Genomic DNA, 16056 nt, shown 5'->3' with positions numbered 1-16056 from the left:
CTTGTTATTAATATTCTTATATTCGTAATGTAATAATCATATAAAATTATAGTTATGAAAAACTTAAAAAAATTAGACAGAAACGAGTTAAAAACTATTTCTGGTAACGGATTACTAGATCCAATCGGAGGGTTAATCGGTGGCCTTGGCGGTGTAGTAGGAGGAGTTGTAGGTGGTGTTGGTAACATCGTAGGAGGAGTTGTAGGCGGTGTTGGTAATGTAGTAGGAGGAGTTGTTGGCGGCGTAGGTAACGTTGTAGGAACAGCATTATGCCAGACTCAATGTGTAATCAATGGAGTAATCCATATCAAATTACTTGAATGTGGATCAACTTGCTAAGATGCAAGCAAGTTATATAGACATACCGCTCTGAAAAGAGCGGTTTTTTTATGAAGGAATATTCAAAGAAGTTCCCGGACCAACCGGAAAGTCAGATTGATCCGTGGTTTCATAGGTAAAGCAGACTTAGCAATACGGTGTTCCCAATTTACCTGAAGGTCACCTTTCATTATCAATAGTGAACCGTGTTGAAGAGGAAGACTGTATTTATTTGAATGATTATCCACGTTTCTGAAATCAAAATTCCTTACCTGTCCCAGGCTGACCGATGCGATAACGGGTCGGTTTCCCAGTTCACTTTCCCTGTCGCGGTGCCAGGCTACAGAATCATTCCTGTCACGGTACAGGTTTAAAAGAACTGAGTTGAATTCATATCCGGTACTCTTCTCAATTCGCTGCTTCAGATCCAGTAATTCAGGCAGCCACGGATTTACTTCAAAACGGGTTCCTGCCAGCTGGTAGGTCTTATCTACATTGCCGTACCAGGCTGTCAGGCGTGGGGTAAGAACCATTTTATCATACATTTGTTGGGTCCTTTGTTTCCAGGGAGCTGTATTCATCAGTAGTGTTTCAAGTACTGAAGCTTCATTTTCAGTTAAAAAATGTTCCGTGTATTCCAAAAGCTCTGTTGGAAACCGGTAGTATTCCTCCATATTAAATAAACTAAGCTGTCCCATTATAAAAGTTTGTGTGACTGTTTTAAATCTGCAGATCCGGAAAATATGTTCCAAAAAATATCAGTAAAAATACAAATAATGAACTTATTTTATAACATGAATTGTTATGATCACAGGACAATGGTCATACAGAGGAATTTAATCTCATCTGAATTTGAAAAGTTCATCATTCAGAATATTCTTTCAGGAGCTGCCTGTAGCTCATCAGTATTGAAGATTTGGAAATAAATCCGATAAAGTCATTATTCTCACTCACTACCGGAAGATTCCATACTCCGGTATCATCGAAGGTCTGGAGGATTTCCAGCGGTTTATCTTTACGATAAAGTATGGCAGGAGGCGCTTTCATTACCTGAAATACCATTTGCGAGGAGTCTGTTTCTCTATTAAAAAGGTAAGGCCTGATATCATCCAGAGTGAGGATCCCTTTTAGTTTCCTGTGGTCATCCACTACGGCGAATATATTTTTATTTCCGTTTTTTACCAGTTCAAACAGGTCTTCAATAGAAGAATTTTCACTGATTGTCTGTGAGTACTTATCGATAAAATCTTCTGTCCGTAAAGCGAAAAGCAGGTTCTTATCATGCTTATTGGTAAATATTTTTCCCTCATCCGCCAGAGATTTCAGCTCAGGAGAAATAGGAGAGAACCATTTTGCAATAAGATAAGACATTACGGATACAATCATCAGGGGAATAAAGAGGTCATATCCAAAGCTTGATTCCGCAATCAGGAAGATAGCGGTGAGCGGAGCATACAATACACCACTCATGGCGCCTGCCATTCCTACGAGGACAAGATTGGTTACCGGAACATCCGTAAAACCTAAATGCTGGCAAATTAAAGCAAACAAGTATCCCAGAGTACCTCCTGCAAAAAGAGAAGGAGCAAAATTTCCTCCATTACCTCCGCTGAATATGGTAAAAGATGTGGCAAAGGCTTTTAAAAGCAAAACCAGTACTAAAAATATAATGATGGTCCAGTCCCCGATTTCAAAATATCTGAAAAAACTGTTTTCAATAATTGAATAAGTGTTTCCGCTGGTAAATGCCTTTACAGTTTCATATCCTTCACCAAATAAGGGAGGAAAAAGGATACAAAGGAATGAAAGAACCGCTCCGCCGAACATTGCTTTGCGCATCTTTGAAAGTTGAAGCCCTTTTATAAAATGTTCGACCTTTTGAGAAATGATTACAAAATAACGGGCATATAATCCTGTTACGATCCCCAGGATAAGATAATAGGGAACATTTTTATAGTTAAAGGCTTCTCTGGTGTAAAATCTGAAAAGAACATCTTCCTGAAGTAAAATTCTGGATAAAAGACTTCCACAAACCGCAGCCACAACTAAAGGAATAAAATCTGTAAACACAACGCCTGTCAGGAGAATCTCAAAGGCAAACATAATACCGGCAATAGGCGCATTAAAAGCAGAAGCTATCCCTGCAGTAGCTCCCGCAGCCAGCAACAAAGTACGCTCTTTGTAACTTAACCTGTAGGTCTGGGCATAATTGGAACCAATAGCAGCACCCGTTACGGCTATCGGACTTTCCAGTCCGGCAGAACCTCCCAATCCAACGGTAATAGCACTTTGTATAACCTGCGAATACATTTTAACAGAAGCCACAATACTGGAGTTCTGGGCGATCTCATAAAGAATCGCACCAATTCCTTTTCTGTCCTGCCCTTTAAATAATGTAAGAACAATAAGTGTCGTTAAAACAATACCCAGGAAAGGAAAGACAATATAAAATAATATCTGGTATTCAAAGTGAACTTTATTGGTTATAAAATAGTGGATATTGTGTACCAGGGTCTTAAGGATCACCCCCGCAAGTCCGGCTGTACATCCTACAAGAATACCCGAAAGCACAAGAAACTGATTCCGGCTCAATCTGTTATTCAGCCAATGCAGGATCAGTTCATAACTGCGTGCTTTTTCCAATCCATATTTTTGGAAATCTCTTTTAAATTTAAGGAAACTAAGGTATTTTTTTTTGTTGTGAATTTTCACCTGGGAAAAATTTAATCCTGTTCAATCTGATACAGTTCTGTAAATTTATGAAATATCTTACAAAAATGCCCGGACTGACCTTTATTCAATTTTATAAAAACGAATAAAACTCTGATAATCAATTTCTTTTACTTTTGCCTGGCGTCCTCAGAAACCTTAAGATTAAAAAGGAATATAATCCGGGTGTTTATTGAAAGTACCGGTAAATTAAATTTTATAAAATCCCCTCTGATTTTTTTGATCCTCTGTAAAGCAATAGACCAGCTGCAGCAATCCCCATAAGACCTATACTTGTCCAGCTTAACAGTCTGGGAGAAACCGAAAATAAAGCTTTTCCGTCTATTCCCATATTTCCGGCAGAGGGGTCCAGGATATTTCCATCACTGTTTTTGTCTTTGTTGGCTTTCCTGAAAACCATCCGCATTCCGGCAGATGAAACATACCGGATCATACTTGGAAACATTTCATATAGATTTTTAAAAACAACAGCAGACCAGTCCGGATAAGAGGCTTCTACAGGGTTTTTAGCTGTCTCTACAATTGATTCAGCCAGTTTCCGTGGATCAAAAGAAGGAGGAGGTGTACTGAGTTTTATTCCTGAATAATTAGCGGCATGTTCTATTCCTGAAGATTTCTGGAATCCCGGATACAGCGCACAGATATGAATATCAGGATAATCTGATACTTCACCCTGTAAGGTTTCCACCATTCCGCGTACTCCATATTTTGAAGCAGTATATGCTGTTCCGTAAGGAGCCGGCATCCATCCGCCAATAGAAATGTTATTCAGCAAAACTCCTTTTTTCTGTTTTTTAAAAACCGGAAGTACAGCATGTGCAGCGTGCATGTATCCCAAAAGATTGGTTTTAACAATCTGATCGGTCACGTCTACAGGAATTTCCTCAAATTTTCCAAAAGCCAGAACTCCCGCATTGTTTACCCAATAATCAATTTTACCACTAAACTCAAGGGCTTCTTTAACGAGATTCTGCACTTCTTCAGCAACAGAAGTATCCGTAGGTACAGCAATCACTGTAGCACCCAGTTTCCTGCATATCTCTGCTGTCTCTTTAAGTGCTTCTTCACCCCGTGCTGCCAGGACAAGGTCTGCACCTTGTTCTGCAAATGCTTCCGCTGTAGCCTTACCAATCCCGCTGGAAGCGCCGGTAATGACAACTGTTTCTCCAAAAAAAGGAGGCTTTCTGCTATTTTTCATAATATGATAGATTTAAGTGCGTTCTGATTTTCTCTGATAGCTGTCTGCTCCCGTATTTCGTTTAGGCATAAGAATAAGCCTGATAGAAGGGTTATTGGTAATAAATAACCGGAACCAGTCTAATGCCAGCTGTACTTTATTTTTAAATCCTACAAGGGGAATAATATGAATAAAAAGCCAGGTCAGCCAGGCGACAAAGCCCTTAAAAGAAGACTTCGGAAGGTCCACCACAGCATTATATTTTGAGATAATAGCCATGCTTCCCTTATCATTATAATGAAAAGGCTCCAGCACCTTACCATCTTCTATCCGTTTAAAGTTTGCGGCCAGGTTTTTTCCCTGCTGGATGGCAACCTGAGCGAGCTGTGGATGACCTTTCGGATATTTTTCTTCTGAAAGCATCAGGCAAATATCTCCCACAGCATAAATATTTCCTGTTCCCGCTACAGTATTGTAGGCATCCACCAATATCCGTCTGCCTTTGCCGATACTTTCTTCAGGTAATCCCTGGATTTCCCTCCCAATGACACCGGAAGTCCAGATCAGGGTTTCCGTTGCTATTGATTTTCCGTCACTTAAGATCACATTACAGTTTACATAATCTTTTACAGAAACATTCAGAAGAATTTTAACTCCCAGTTCTTTCAGTTTTTCATAAGCTGTTTGCTGTGCCAGCTTGCTCATAGGAGAAAGGAGGGAAGGAAGAGCATCAATCAGGTAGATGCTGGACAGGCTAAATTTAATTTCCGGATATTCTTTCTGGGCAACATAACGTCCCATTTCAGCAAGCATTCCTGCAAGTTCAACTCCGGTAGGACCGCCTCCTGCAATCACAATATTCTGTAATTTTTCTGCTTCTTTTATATCTTTATTTCTGGCTGCCTCTTCAAGGGTTAATAATATATGATTCCTCAGATAAAGAGCTTCATCTATATTCTTCATTGGTAAGGCATACTTCCTTACATTCTCCATCCCGAAGAAATTAGACTCTGTGCCCAGGGCCAGAACCAGATAATCATAGCTAAGCGTGCCTGTGTCTGTTTCTATCGTTTTCTTCTCAGGATTTACCCTGATCAGACTCCCCATATGAAAATTTACATTTTTATTCTCAGAAAATAGTTTCCTGAAAGGATAGCTGATATTTGATGCTTCTATGAAAGAAGTTGCCACCTGGTAAATCAGCGGTGGAAAAAAGTGATAGTTATTTTTATCTACCAGGGTAATTCTGAACCTTTTATCGTTCTTGAGGGACTTGATAAAGTTAATACCGGCAAATCCTCCTCCTACGACTAGAATATGTTTTTTCATATTAAGTGGATATTGAAGTGATGTATTGTATTTCATTCAAGAACAGGACCAAAAGAACAAAAAATCAAATATTTAACATAATATAAACAAACAGATTTTTCCTTGAGATGGATTTGTAATTCTGTATTCTTCATCTTCACCGGATCAGGTCTGCACGATGTTTGTTGCTTATTTATGAACACCATAAAGATTTTATAATATGAAAACAGACATTCTTACAGAAAAGCACCGGTTAGGATTAGGCGGGGTAGCAATAGGAACTGCTTTTGAAAACATTACCGATGAGCAGGCCTTTGATATACTTCAGACAGCATGGGATGCAGGGATCAGATATTATGATACCTCTCCCTGGTACGGACTGACAAAGAGTGAAAGGAGATTTGGGAATTTTCTGAAAAATCAGGACAGGAATGGCTTTGTATTTTCAACCAAAGTAGGAAGGTTGTTTACTGAGGTCCCTGAATCTGAAGTGCCACCAACCATGTGGAAAAATCCTTTAAACTATGATTTCAGGCACGATTATACTGCTGATGCCGTAAAAAAATCTATTGAAGACAGTTTGAAGAGAACAGGGCTGGACCATATTGATATTGTCTACATTCATGATCTTTCTGAGGACCAGGTAGGAGACCGTTATCCCTATTTTCTGGATCAGGCGAAAAAAGGAGCTTTTAAAGTGCTCTCCGAGCTCCGGGACCAGGGGGTCATTAAAGCATGGGGAATGGGAGTAAATAAGATTGAACCTATCCTGGACTGTATTGAATCTGCAGATCCGGATATCTGCCTGTCTGCTACACAGTATTCTATCCTGGATCATGAAGATGCCGCAGACCGTCTTCTTCCGGCTGTTAAAAAAGCTGGTGTTAAACTGGTTTCCGGAGCAGGATATAATTCAGGATATATAGCGGGAAGGGAACGGTATAACTATAAAGAAGTTATTCCTAAAGGAATGGAAGAGAAGCGGGAACGAATGAGGAAAATTGCAAAGAAATATGATACTGATATTGTGCATGCTGCGCTTCAGTTTGTTCTTGCAGCGGATGAATTTGCATCCATCATTCCGGGAGCCGGTAAGCCGGAACAGGTCCGGGATAATGTGGAAGGGCTTAATACAGTGATTCCTCCTGATTTCTGGAATGAACTTAAAGCTGAAGGTCTGATCTATGAAAAGGCGCAAACACCTGATTACAGGTAAAATGAATTACGCCTTTTACTTCATTATAAAAGATCATCATTCAGGTCGGATGGTGATCTTTTATGTTATGGAAAAGTCTGGCTGTTAATAATACAGCAGCTAAACTACTTTTGCTTTACGAACTATTTTTGTGAGAAGAGCCGGAAAAAATCTTTTAAGATAGACACCTATTACTTCTTTACCTCCAATTGATTTTTGGTTTCTGCATTTTCCAATGGCAGTAAGCATTTTTTTTGCAAACAGGTCTGCGGGCATTCCTTTACGGGTTGCATCATCCATTGTTCCCTGCAATGAACCATCACCAGTAACAGCATGTATAGAAATATTGGTTTGTATAAATCCCGGACAAATGATGGTTACCTTAATATTTTTATCAAATAGTTCTGCTCTTAAAGAGTCAAAAAAACCATGCAGTGCATGTTTGGCAGCGGCATATCCGCTGCGCATCGGTGCACCGAACAGCCCCATAAGACTGGAAACAACGGCAATATGACCGCCACCATTTTTTATCATGAAAGGAATTATGGCCTTCGTAAGTGCAACGGTTCCAATGTAATCAATATCCATTAACCGTTTATCTACTTCAATGTTGGTTTCCATAGCTAAAGAACGCTGAGACAGACCGGCGTTATTAATAAGGATATCAATTTTACCAAATTGCTCTATTGCTTTACCGGCAGTTGAGGTCATTTCTTTATAATTCATCAGATCCAAAGGAAGTACAGCATACCGGTTATCTGAGAGGCCTGCTTTTTCAGCCACCTTTTCTAGTTGGTCCTTGTTGCGGGAAGAAAGGATAATTTTTGCATTTGTGCTTACTGCAAGCTCTTTAACTAAAGCTTCACCAATTCCGGATGATGCTCCTGTTATCCAGATCACTTTATCATTAAAATAGCTGTTCATCATAGTATTTTTTTATTTAAGTCCGGCAATATACTGGCCGGCTTTCATTCCTGAGAAAATGCAGCCTCCAAGAAATGTACCTTCCAGCGCGCGGTATCCATGCATTCCGCCACCACCAAACCCTGCTACTTCTCCTGCGGCAAACAGTCCTTCAATAACACTTTCATCTTCCCTTAGAACCTGGCTGTTCAGATTAGTTTTAATCCCTCCTAATGTTTTACGGGTAAGAATATTAAGGCGTACAGCAATCAAAGGCCCGTTTTCTGGTGATAAAATTTTATGAGGCGTAGCAACACGTCCCAGTTTATCTCCTAAATAGTTCCGGGTATTCCGGATATAATTAACCTGGGTATCTTTTGAAAATTTATTATTCAGCTCTCTGTCTCTGGCTTCTATCTGTGACTTTATTTTTTCATAATCCAGAAGATGATCTCCGGACAGCTGATTCATCCTGTCTACTAAATCTTTCAGATGATCCGAGACAATAAAATCTTTTCCGTGTTCTTTAAAGTCTTCTACCGGTCCGGGAGCTTTTTTTCCAAAAATTCTTTTCAGAAAAAGAGGATAATCTTTATTGGTAATGTCCGGGTTCTGTTCAGAACCGGAAAGGGCAAATTCTTTCCTGATAATTTTCTGTGTCAGAATAAACCAGGAATAGGAATATCCCGTATCCTGTATATATTTTAAAGTCCCTAAAGTATCAAACCCCGGAAGAAAAGGTGCCGGAAGCCGGTTGCCGAGAGCATCAAACCATAAAGAAGAGGGGCCTGGTAATATCCGGATTCCATGATTGCTCCAGATGGGATTCCAGTTTTGTATTCCCTCCGTATAATGCCACATCCTATCGCGGTTAATAATATGAGCTCCTGCTTTTTCTGAGATTGCTATCATTTTTCCGTCCACGTAATCCGGAACTCCACACACCATATTTTCAGGAGCTCGTCCGAGCCTTTCAGGCCAGTTCTCCCGCACCAGGTTATGATTGGCCCCAATACCTCCTGAAGCAACAATAATATGGGGTGCATGATATTCAAACTGCGAAATTATATTTCTGTTTGTTGCTATTCCTCGTTCTTTATGATCCTCTTCCAGGATATCTCCTTTAGTACCTTTTACCTTTCCGTTTTCTACAACCAATTCAGCTACTCTGTGTCTGAATTTCATTTTCAAAAGCCCCTTTTCCCTGGCCTGATAAGCTTTTTCTACAAAAGGTTTTACCACTCCTGTTCCTGTGCCCCAGCTTACATGAAAGCGGGGAACTGAATTTCCATGGCCCATTGCAGAGCCGTCGCCACGTTCAGCCCAGCCTACCATAAACATAAGCTTAATTCCTAATCGGGAAATGTAGTTGTATTTTTCACCCGCAGCAAATTTGAGGTACGCTTCTGCCCACTTCCGGGGCCAATAATCTTCCTTACGATCAAATCCGGCAGTTCCTTTCCAGTCCTGTAAAGCCAGCTCATATGAATCTTTGATGCCAACTCTCCGTTGCTGGGGTGAATTGACCAGAAAAAGACCTCCGAATGACCAGAATGCCTGACCGCCTATATTCTCTTCGGTTTCCTGGTCGAGTAAAAGCACTTTTTTTCCGGCATTGGTTATTTCCATAGCAGCGGTAAGACCTGCCAGTCCGGCTCCGATAATAATCGCATCAGGTTGGAAATTATCTTCCATTTCAAAGGGTATTTTTATTAAACAATACTTTACATAAATGTATAAAATATTTACTCTTTACAAGACATGCAAAACCGGAAATATTATGTGCTCCGTTCTGTCAGCAGGACTAAAGGAATTTACAACTTCTTTGTTCTGATTACATCAGATCGGTAAACATTTTTATCTTTGTGAAAAATAGAAGTATGAAGTATTTGTTCATTATGGTATGCTTTGTCTGCTCTGTTTTCAGCCAGGCACAGCAAAAGCAGGATCCCTGGAAAGACAGTCAGCTTATGGATCCGGCATTATTGGCTTCCAGAATTGTACAGCAGAAAACAAAAGATCTGCTTATTATTTCAGTAGGGCCGGAAGCAATTATCAAAGGTTCCGTAGATATAGGACCAACCCATGAGCCGCAAAATCTGGAAAAGTTAAGAAGCTATCTTAAAGGGATTCCTAAAGATAAAGAAATTGTCATCTACTGCGGATGCTGTCCGTTTGTGAAATGTCCCAATATTCGTCCGGCATTTGGATTATTAATGGAAATGGGCTTCAAAAATGCTAAACTTCTGAATCTTCCCAAAAATATAAAAACCGATTGGCTGGATAAAGATTATCCTACAAATGATTAATATGAAGACCAACATTATTTTACTGTTCCTGATTATTTTTTCAGGTTACGGAATTGCTCAGACCCATACCATAGAGGTAGGAAAGCAGGCCCCGGAAATTATGATGCCTAAAGCAGACGGAACATCCTTTTCGCTTTCAACTTTAAAAGGTAAAACCGTATTAATAGATTTCTGGGCTACCTGGTGCGCTCCTTGTGTGGAGGAACAGCCTCAGTTAAAAACAATATACAATACTTATTCAGATCAGGTAAAAAATAATACATTTGAGATCCTGGGAGTCTCTCTGGATAAAAATAAAGAAAGCTGGCAAAAAGCAATAGACCGTTTTAATATCAACTGGATACAGGTAAGTGATCTGAAATTCTGGAAGAGCCCGGTAGCCAGATCTTATGAAATTGAAGAACTCCCTTTTAATGTCATTATAGACGGCAAAGGAGTGATTTTAGCCAAAAACCTTCATGGCAAAGATCTGGAAGAGTTTTTAAAAAAACATCTCAATCAGAATTAAGACACAATCCCATATATTCAGAGAGCAGTAATCCATTACTGCTCTTTTTGTTTGCATTCATCTATAGTTAAAAGTTGTTGATATACAGTATTTAACAGGATTGTTTTCCTGTTTATACTTTAGTCTTATGAAAAAGAATTTCTTCCTCCGTTTTGTGTTGTCAGTTATTTTACTGATGCATAGTGTAATCTCTATTTCCAGTGGGGATGTAAATAATTTTGGACTTCAGTATCTGGATACGATAGGTTTCAGCCCGTTTGGGTTATACCTCGCGTGGGCAGTTAAACTGACTCACCTTGTTTCAGTACCTTTAATCTGGATTGATAAATGTATCAGGCCCGTTGCGATACTGAACATTTTGATTTTTGCTTTCGGCATCTACTATGTCCATTGGCAGAATGGGTGGTTTGTGGTAGGCGGAGGCAGTAACGGGATAGAATTTAATGTTCTGCTGATCTTTGGTTTTTTCAATCTTATCTATCCCGGAATACGATTTGGAAAAGCGGTTAAGGCTGATAGGGGTGCTGCCTGAACCATTCAAATAGAGTATGTTATTGATAGAATTTTATAAATTATCTGTCTATTTACTTCCTGGAGCTCTATTTCCCTGATGGGTAAAAAATAAGCAGTTTGTAGACGTCTGCACTGATTTCGTAGACTGAATATTTTTATATTTGGCTGAACAATATTACTTTGTATTAAAATGATAAAGGATTTGAAATCAAGCAAAAGGTCTAAGTTACAGATTCACCTGGCCTTCTGGATATTATATTATATTCTGGAGGTATATCTTGATTTTTACTGGTCGAGATTCCAGTTTCCTGATTTCAAATGGCAGCTGAGACTCCAAAACAGTCTTGCTCTTGAACTGGTTTATTTTCTGGTTAAAATCCCATTAGCTTATTCTTTATTGTTTGTGTATGAAAAGGTACATCTCAAGAGAGTATTTAAATATATTCTATGTAGTATTATTGTATTCGCAGCAGTACTGGTCCACAGGTTTTATACCCATTATCTGATTTATCCGCATATCTATGGTATTATGGAAACCCTGGACGGAAGGCAACCATCCGGCTACATGAACGGGCTGGTAGCGTTCAACTCATTTATGGATTTGATTTTTATGACAGGGCTCATCTTTGGTATAGAGATCACACGGCAGAAAAATATCCTCAAAGAGCAAATTTCACAATTGAAATCAGAAAAGCTTGACCAGGAACTCAGTATGTTAAAAGCCCAGATCAATCCGCATTTTCTTTTCAATACGCTTAATAATATTTACGGAATGGCCTTAAAAAAAGCAGATGAGACACCTGATGTTATTCTGCAGCTTTCAAAAGTCATGCGGTACAATATTTATGAAGCGGCCGAAAAGAATATTTCCCTTGCAAAAGATATTGAAAATATTAAAGATTTTATTCAGATCCAGAAGATCCGTCATCATAATCTTACTGTTCAGTTTCATGAAAATATTGATAATCCCTCTCAGGAAATTTCTCCGCTTATACTGATTCAGTTTGTTGAAAACGCTTTCAAACACGGCGTTTCTGAAAGTCTTGGAAATACATATATCAATATTGATATCCAGCTGAAAGATCAAATTCTTTTTTATTCCATTGAAAACTCCAAGGAAGGGAAAGCCCATCAGGATTCTACCAAAATAGGACTAAGAAATATCCGCAGACAGCTTGAGCTTTTGTATCCGGAGCACATTCTTACTGTGGAAGATAAAAGCGACAAATATATTGTAAAACTAACCATTAATTTCCATGATACATTCAACTCCTAAAAAGTACAACTGCATTATTGTAGAAGACGAACCTATTGCTGCAGAAATCCTGGAAAGCTTTGTTTCCCGTGATGAAGAACTGAACCTGGTAGGAAAATGTGCTGATGCCGTACATGCAAGTAATCTTCTGAGTATTCATGATGTAGATCTCATGTTTTTAGACCTTCATTTACCTGTGGTTAAAGGGTTTGATTTTTTAAGGAAATTGAAAAATCCTCCATTTGTGATTGTTACAACAGCTTATCATCAGTATGCTGTAGAAGGATATGAACTGGATATTGCAGATTACCTGATGAAGCCCATTCCTTATGACAGATTTCTTACGGCTATTGGAAAGTTCAAACATTTGATACAGGCTGAAGATGCTTTACTGGAACTGGCAGACCGTGATTATATTTACATCAGCAGTGGCAAAAAACAGGTCAAAATTATCTTACATGATATCTTTTTCATCGAAAGTTTAAGAGAATATATCAATATTCATACAAAATCTGAGACCTTCACCTTTAAAATGCCTATCAGTAAAATAGAAGCTAGCCTGAATTCCAAAATTTTTACCCGCATCCATAAATCATATATTGTTTCCAGGTCTAAAATTGAAATAAAATCCGCCAATATGGTTCAGGTCAACGGTAAAAAACTTCCGATAGGCAGGACCTATAAACCTTCATTGGAACTTTAGCATTTGATTTTTAGTAGACGTTATCAGGCTGTTGATAGGCCTGGTTGGTCATAATCTTCACTAATTATTGAATTTTGAAGACAATCAAGTTTACAAAAATCAATAATTATGAAATATCGGTTAAAACTATTAAGTGCCGGAGTTGCTTTTTTCATAGGAAGTGAAGCATATTTCAGCCAGGGAAAGCAGGATACCCTGACCACACAGAATATTGAAGGGATCGTTGTTACTGCTTTAGGAATAAAAAGGGAAAAAAAATCTCTTGGATATTCTACACAGGAAGTAAAGGGAGATGAGATCAACAAGAATCCTACAACCAATTTTCTGAATAACCTTTCCGGAAAAGTGGCTGGTCTTGAGATCAGGCAGTCGACCAATTTCGGGGGATCAGTAGATGCTGTTTCCAGGGGGTATAAATCTATACTTGGCGATAATCAGGCTCTTTTTGTAGTGGATGGTGTTCCTATCATAAACAGGAATATCAATTCTGCATTTCAGCAGAATGGTGGAGGAGGCTATGATTATGGAAGCCCTGTTTCGGATATCAATCCCAACGATATAGAAACGGTAAACGTATTAAAAGGGGCTGCGGCTACTGCTTTATATGGCTCAAGAGCTCAAAACGGAGCGGTTATTATTACCACAAAAAAGGGAAAGAAAAATACACAGGGTGTAGGGTTGGAATATAGTGGAAGTATTTCCGTTTCAACTGTTGACAAATCTACTTTCCCTGAATACCAGACCCAATACGGACAAGGGTATTTAGGAAACCTTTTTGCCGTTTACCAGAATCAGCCAATGGCGATATTCGGGCATGATGCTTCCTATGGAGCACCTTATGATCCGAACCTTATGGTATGGCAATATGATGCCTTTATCCCCGGATCCAGAAACTATGGTAAGCAGAGCCCGTGGGTAATGGCAAAAAACGGACCTATCACTTTTTTTGAAAAGGCCATTAATCAGGTTAATAATATTTCGTTAAGCGGCGGAAATGAAAAAGCAACATTCCGATTAAGCTATTCCAATACCAATGCGACTGATATTATGCCCAATTCTTCCTTACTGAAAAATAACTTTGGAGGGAATGCTTCTTATAAAATTACGGATAAGCTTACTGCAACCATTTTTGCCAACTATATTACACAAAGTACAAAAGGAAGGAATTCCACAGGCTATACGGATAATATTATGGGAAATTTCCGGCAATGGTGGCCTACCAATGTTGATATCCAGTATCAGAAATACCTGTTCAGAACTTTTGATAAAAACTATACCTGGAATATACAGGAGCCTGATATCCTTTTTCCTGCCTATTGGGATAATCCTTATTTTACCCGGTATAAGAATTATCAGAATGACAAACGGGAGCGTTTTGCAGGGAATTTCAGCCTGAGCTATGACCTTTCAAAGAATATCAATATACTGGGAAGGGTAGGAATTGACGGATATAGCATGATCACTGAAGAAAGAAGAGCTGTAGGATCTATTCCGGCTTTTTTCAGCTTTAATCCCATAGAACAGCCATCTGGCTATGCCGTTACGAACCTTCGTTTTACGGAAGCAAATTATGATCTGATAGCGACCTATAAAAAGAATATTACTGAAGATCTGAATATTCAGGCATTGTTAGGAGGTAATATCAATGTCCAGTCCAATTATTCCAATGCACAGACTACTTCAGGAGGGCTTTATATCCCGGATCTCTATACCATTTCCAATTCTGCAGCTACGCCCGCCAAACCTATTGTTACCGATAATACAAAGTATGTTTACGGAGCTTTTGTTCAGGCTTCTCTTGGATATAAGAATACGTATTATATTGAAGGGACTTTCAGAAGGGATCAGTCTTCAGCATTACCTAAAGGAAAAGAAACCTATTATTATCCATCTGTTTCAGCAAGTATTGTGTTTTCTAACCTGTTAAAGCAGCAATGGTTAAGTTTTGGTAAGGTCAGGGCGGCTTATGCAGAAGTAGGTTCGGATACCAGTGCAGATCAGTTAAGAAACCGGTATATTGCTCAGGCTTCTTTTGGAAATAATCCTGTTTACGCTTATAATACGACATTAAGAAATGCAGACCTTCTTCCACAGAAACTGAAGAATTTAGAAATAGGAACCCAGCTTCAGTTTTTCAAGAACAGATTGGGGATTGATCTGGCCTGGTTCAGAAATAAGGCCTTTGATCAGATTCTTCCGCTTCCTATTTCTCTGGCAACCGGATCGGCAGCTAAAATTCAGAATACGGGAGAACTTACGACAAAAGGGTTGGAATTGTCATTAAATATTACGCCTTTAAAGTCTGATCATTTTACGTGGGATATGATGATGAACTGGTCCAATCCTAAAACAAAAGTAACTGCTTTGCGTGAAGGAATTGAAAACATTACAATTGGTTCATTGCAGGGAGGAATCACCATTAATGCGCCTCTTAATGAAGAGTATGGAAGTATCTGGGGAGCGGATTTTGTATATGATCCTAACGGGAATAAGATTATAGGTGCAAATGGTGCTTACCTTCATACGGATGACAGCAATCATAACCTGGGAAGCTTTCAGTCCGATTTTGTAGCGGGACTGAACAATTCTTTCACCTATAAAAATTTTAATTTAAGCTTTCAGATTGATTGGAAAAAAGGAGGTAAAATATTTTCCCTGGATCAGTATTACGGCTATGGAACCGGATTATATCCTGATTCGGTAGGTTTAAATGATCTGGGAAATCCTATCAGAAACACACTTGAAAACGGAGGAGGGGTAATTTTACCCGGAGTTATGGAAGATCCTAATAATCCGGGACATTATATTCCCAATACCATACGCCTTGACCGTTCGATGTCCAGCCAGGTACTTGAAACAGATCCCCCGGTAGCTGCTTTTGTCTATGATGCGAGTTTTATAAAACTTCGTCAGGTATCGGTATCCTATACTTTCAACAATAGCAAATTTTTGAAAAATACAGGAATTCAGAGCCTTACTCTGGGACTTACGGGCAGCAATCTTTGGATTATTCATAAAAACCTTCCTTTTGCAGATCCGGAAGCGGGATTGTCTTCAGGAAGTATCCAGGGATACCAATCAGGCGTAATGCCATCAACCAGAAATTTTGCATTCAATCTGAAAGTTAATTTTTAAAA

General features: G+C 39.1%; 14 protein-coding genes. 8 read left to right on the top strand and 6 right to left on the bottom strand.

Going from position 1 to position 16056, the window contains the following annotated elements; all coding sequences use genetic code 11:
- Nucleotides 1-54: 54 nt before the first annotated feature.
- Nucleotides 55-339 (top strand): bacteriocin-like protein, encoded by a 285-nt coding sequence (locus DRF59_RS13700; protein WP_115961091.1) that lies wholly within the window; start codon nt 55-57, stop codon nt 337-339.
- 62 nt (nt 340-401) lie between these two features.
- Here DRF59_RS13700 and DRF59_RS13695 read toward each other — a convergent pair whose 3' ends face one another.
- From DRF59_RS13695 to DRF59_RS13680, 4 genes are all read right to left on the bottom strand, one after another.
- Nucleotides 402-1016 carry an alpha-ketoglutarate-dependent dioxygenase AlkB family protein gene (locus DRF59_RS13695; RefSeq protein ID WP_115961088.1) on the bottom strand — a complete coding sequence of 205 codons (615 nt, stop codon included), beginning with the start codon at nt 1014-1016 and terminating at the stop codon, nt 402-404.
- A 166-nt stretch (nt 1017-1182) separates the two neighbouring features.
- Nucleotides 1183-3030, bottom strand: coding sequence for a chloride channel protein (locus tag DRF59_RS13690; RefSeq protein WP_115961085.1), 1848 nt, complete (start codon nt 3028-3030; stop codon nt 1183-1185).
- 214 nt (nt 3031-3244) lie between these two features.
- Nucleotides 3245-4246 (bottom strand): SDR family oxidoreductase, encoded by a 1002-nt coding sequence (locus DRF59_RS13685; RefSeq protein ID WP_115961082.1) that lies wholly within the window; start codon nt 4244-4246, stop codon nt 3245-3247.
- A 12-nt stretch (nt 4247-4258) separates the two neighbouring features.
- Nucleotides 4259-5554, bottom strand: coding sequence for an NAD(P)/FAD-dependent oxidoreductase (locus tag DRF59_RS13680; RefSeq protein WP_115961144.1), 1296 nt, complete (start codon nt 5552-5554; stop codon nt 4259-4261).
- Between the two features lie 199 nt (nt 5555-5753).
- Here DRF59_RS13680 and DRF59_RS13675 point away from each other — a divergent pair, with 199 nt between their 5' ends.
- Nucleotides 5754-6749 (top strand): aldo/keto reductase, encoded by a 996-nt coding sequence (locus tag DRF59_RS13675; protein ID WP_115961079.1) that lies wholly within the window; start codon nt 5754-5756, stop codon nt 6747-6749.
- Nucleotides 6750-6848: 99 nt separating this feature from the next.
- Here DRF59_RS13675 and DRF59_RS13670 read toward each other — a convergent pair whose 3' ends face one another.
- Both DRF59_RS13670 and DRF59_RS13665 read right to left on the bottom strand, forming a co-directional pair.
- Nucleotides 6849-7652 (bottom strand): SDR family oxidoreductase, encoded by an 804-nt coding sequence (locus tag DRF59_RS13670; protein ID WP_115961141.1) that lies wholly within the window; start codon nt 7650-7652, stop codon nt 6849-6851.
- A 12-nt stretch (nt 7653-7664) separates the two neighbouring features.
- Nucleotides 7665-9326, bottom strand: a complete 1662-nt coding sequence (locus tag DRF59_RS13665) for an FAD-binding dehydrogenase (protein WP_115961076.1) — start codon at nt 9324-9326, stop codon at nt 7665-7667.
- Nucleotides 9327-9511: 185 nt separating this feature from the next.
- On the opposite strand from DRF59_RS13665, the gene DRF59_RS13660 reads away from it, so the two are divergent.
- From DRF59_RS13660 to DRF59_RS13635, 6 genes are all read left to right on the top strand, one after another.
- Entirely contained in the window at nt 9512-9940 is a 429-nt protein-coding gene (locus DRF59_RS13660) for a rhodanese-like domain-containing protein (RefSeq protein WP_115961073.1), read from the top strand.
- 1 nt (nt 9941) lies between these two features.
- Nucleotides 9942-10448, top strand: a complete 507-nt coding sequence (locus DRF59_RS13655) for a TlpA family protein disulfide reductase (RefSeq protein WP_241505595.1) — start codon at nt 9942-9944, stop codon at nt 10446-10448.
- Between the two features lie 127 nt (nt 10449-10575).
- Nucleotides 10576-10980 carry a DoxX family protein gene (locus DRF59_RS13650; protein WP_115961067.1) on the top strand — a complete coding sequence of 135 codons (405 nt, stop codon included), beginning with the start codon at nt 10576-10578 and terminating at the stop codon, nt 10978-10980.
- A gap of 183 nt (nt 10981-11163) precedes the next feature.
- Entirely contained in the window at nt 11164-12237 is a 1074-nt protein-coding gene (locus DRF59_RS13645; protein ID WP_115961135.1) for a sensor histidine kinase, read from the top strand.
- Nucleotides 12218-12919, top strand: a complete 702-nt coding sequence (locus tag DRF59_RS13640; protein WP_185144921.1) for a LytR/AlgR family response regulator transcription factor — start codon at nt 12218-12220, stop codon at nt 12917-12919. Before DRF59_RS13645 ends, DRF59_RS13640 begins: the two co-directional genes overlap by 20 nt.
- A 108-nt stretch (nt 12920-13027) precedes the next feature.
- Nucleotides 13028-16054 (top strand): SusC/RagA family TonB-linked outer membrane protein, encoded by a 3027-nt coding sequence (locus DRF59_RS13635; protein WP_115961064.1) that lies wholly within the window; start codon nt 13028-13030, stop codon nt 16052-16054.
- Nucleotides 16055-16056: the final 2 nt, after the last annotated feature.

This window comes from Chryseobacterium flavum (genome assembly GCF_003385595.1).
In the GTDB taxonomy this organism is placed as follows: Bacteria; Bacteroidota; Bacteroidia; order Flavobacteriales; family Weeksellaceae; genus Chryseobacterium; species Chryseobacterium flavum.
The sequence above is the reverse complement of the archived record's forward strand: the minus strand, read 5'-3'. Positions and strand labels throughout refer to the sequence as shown.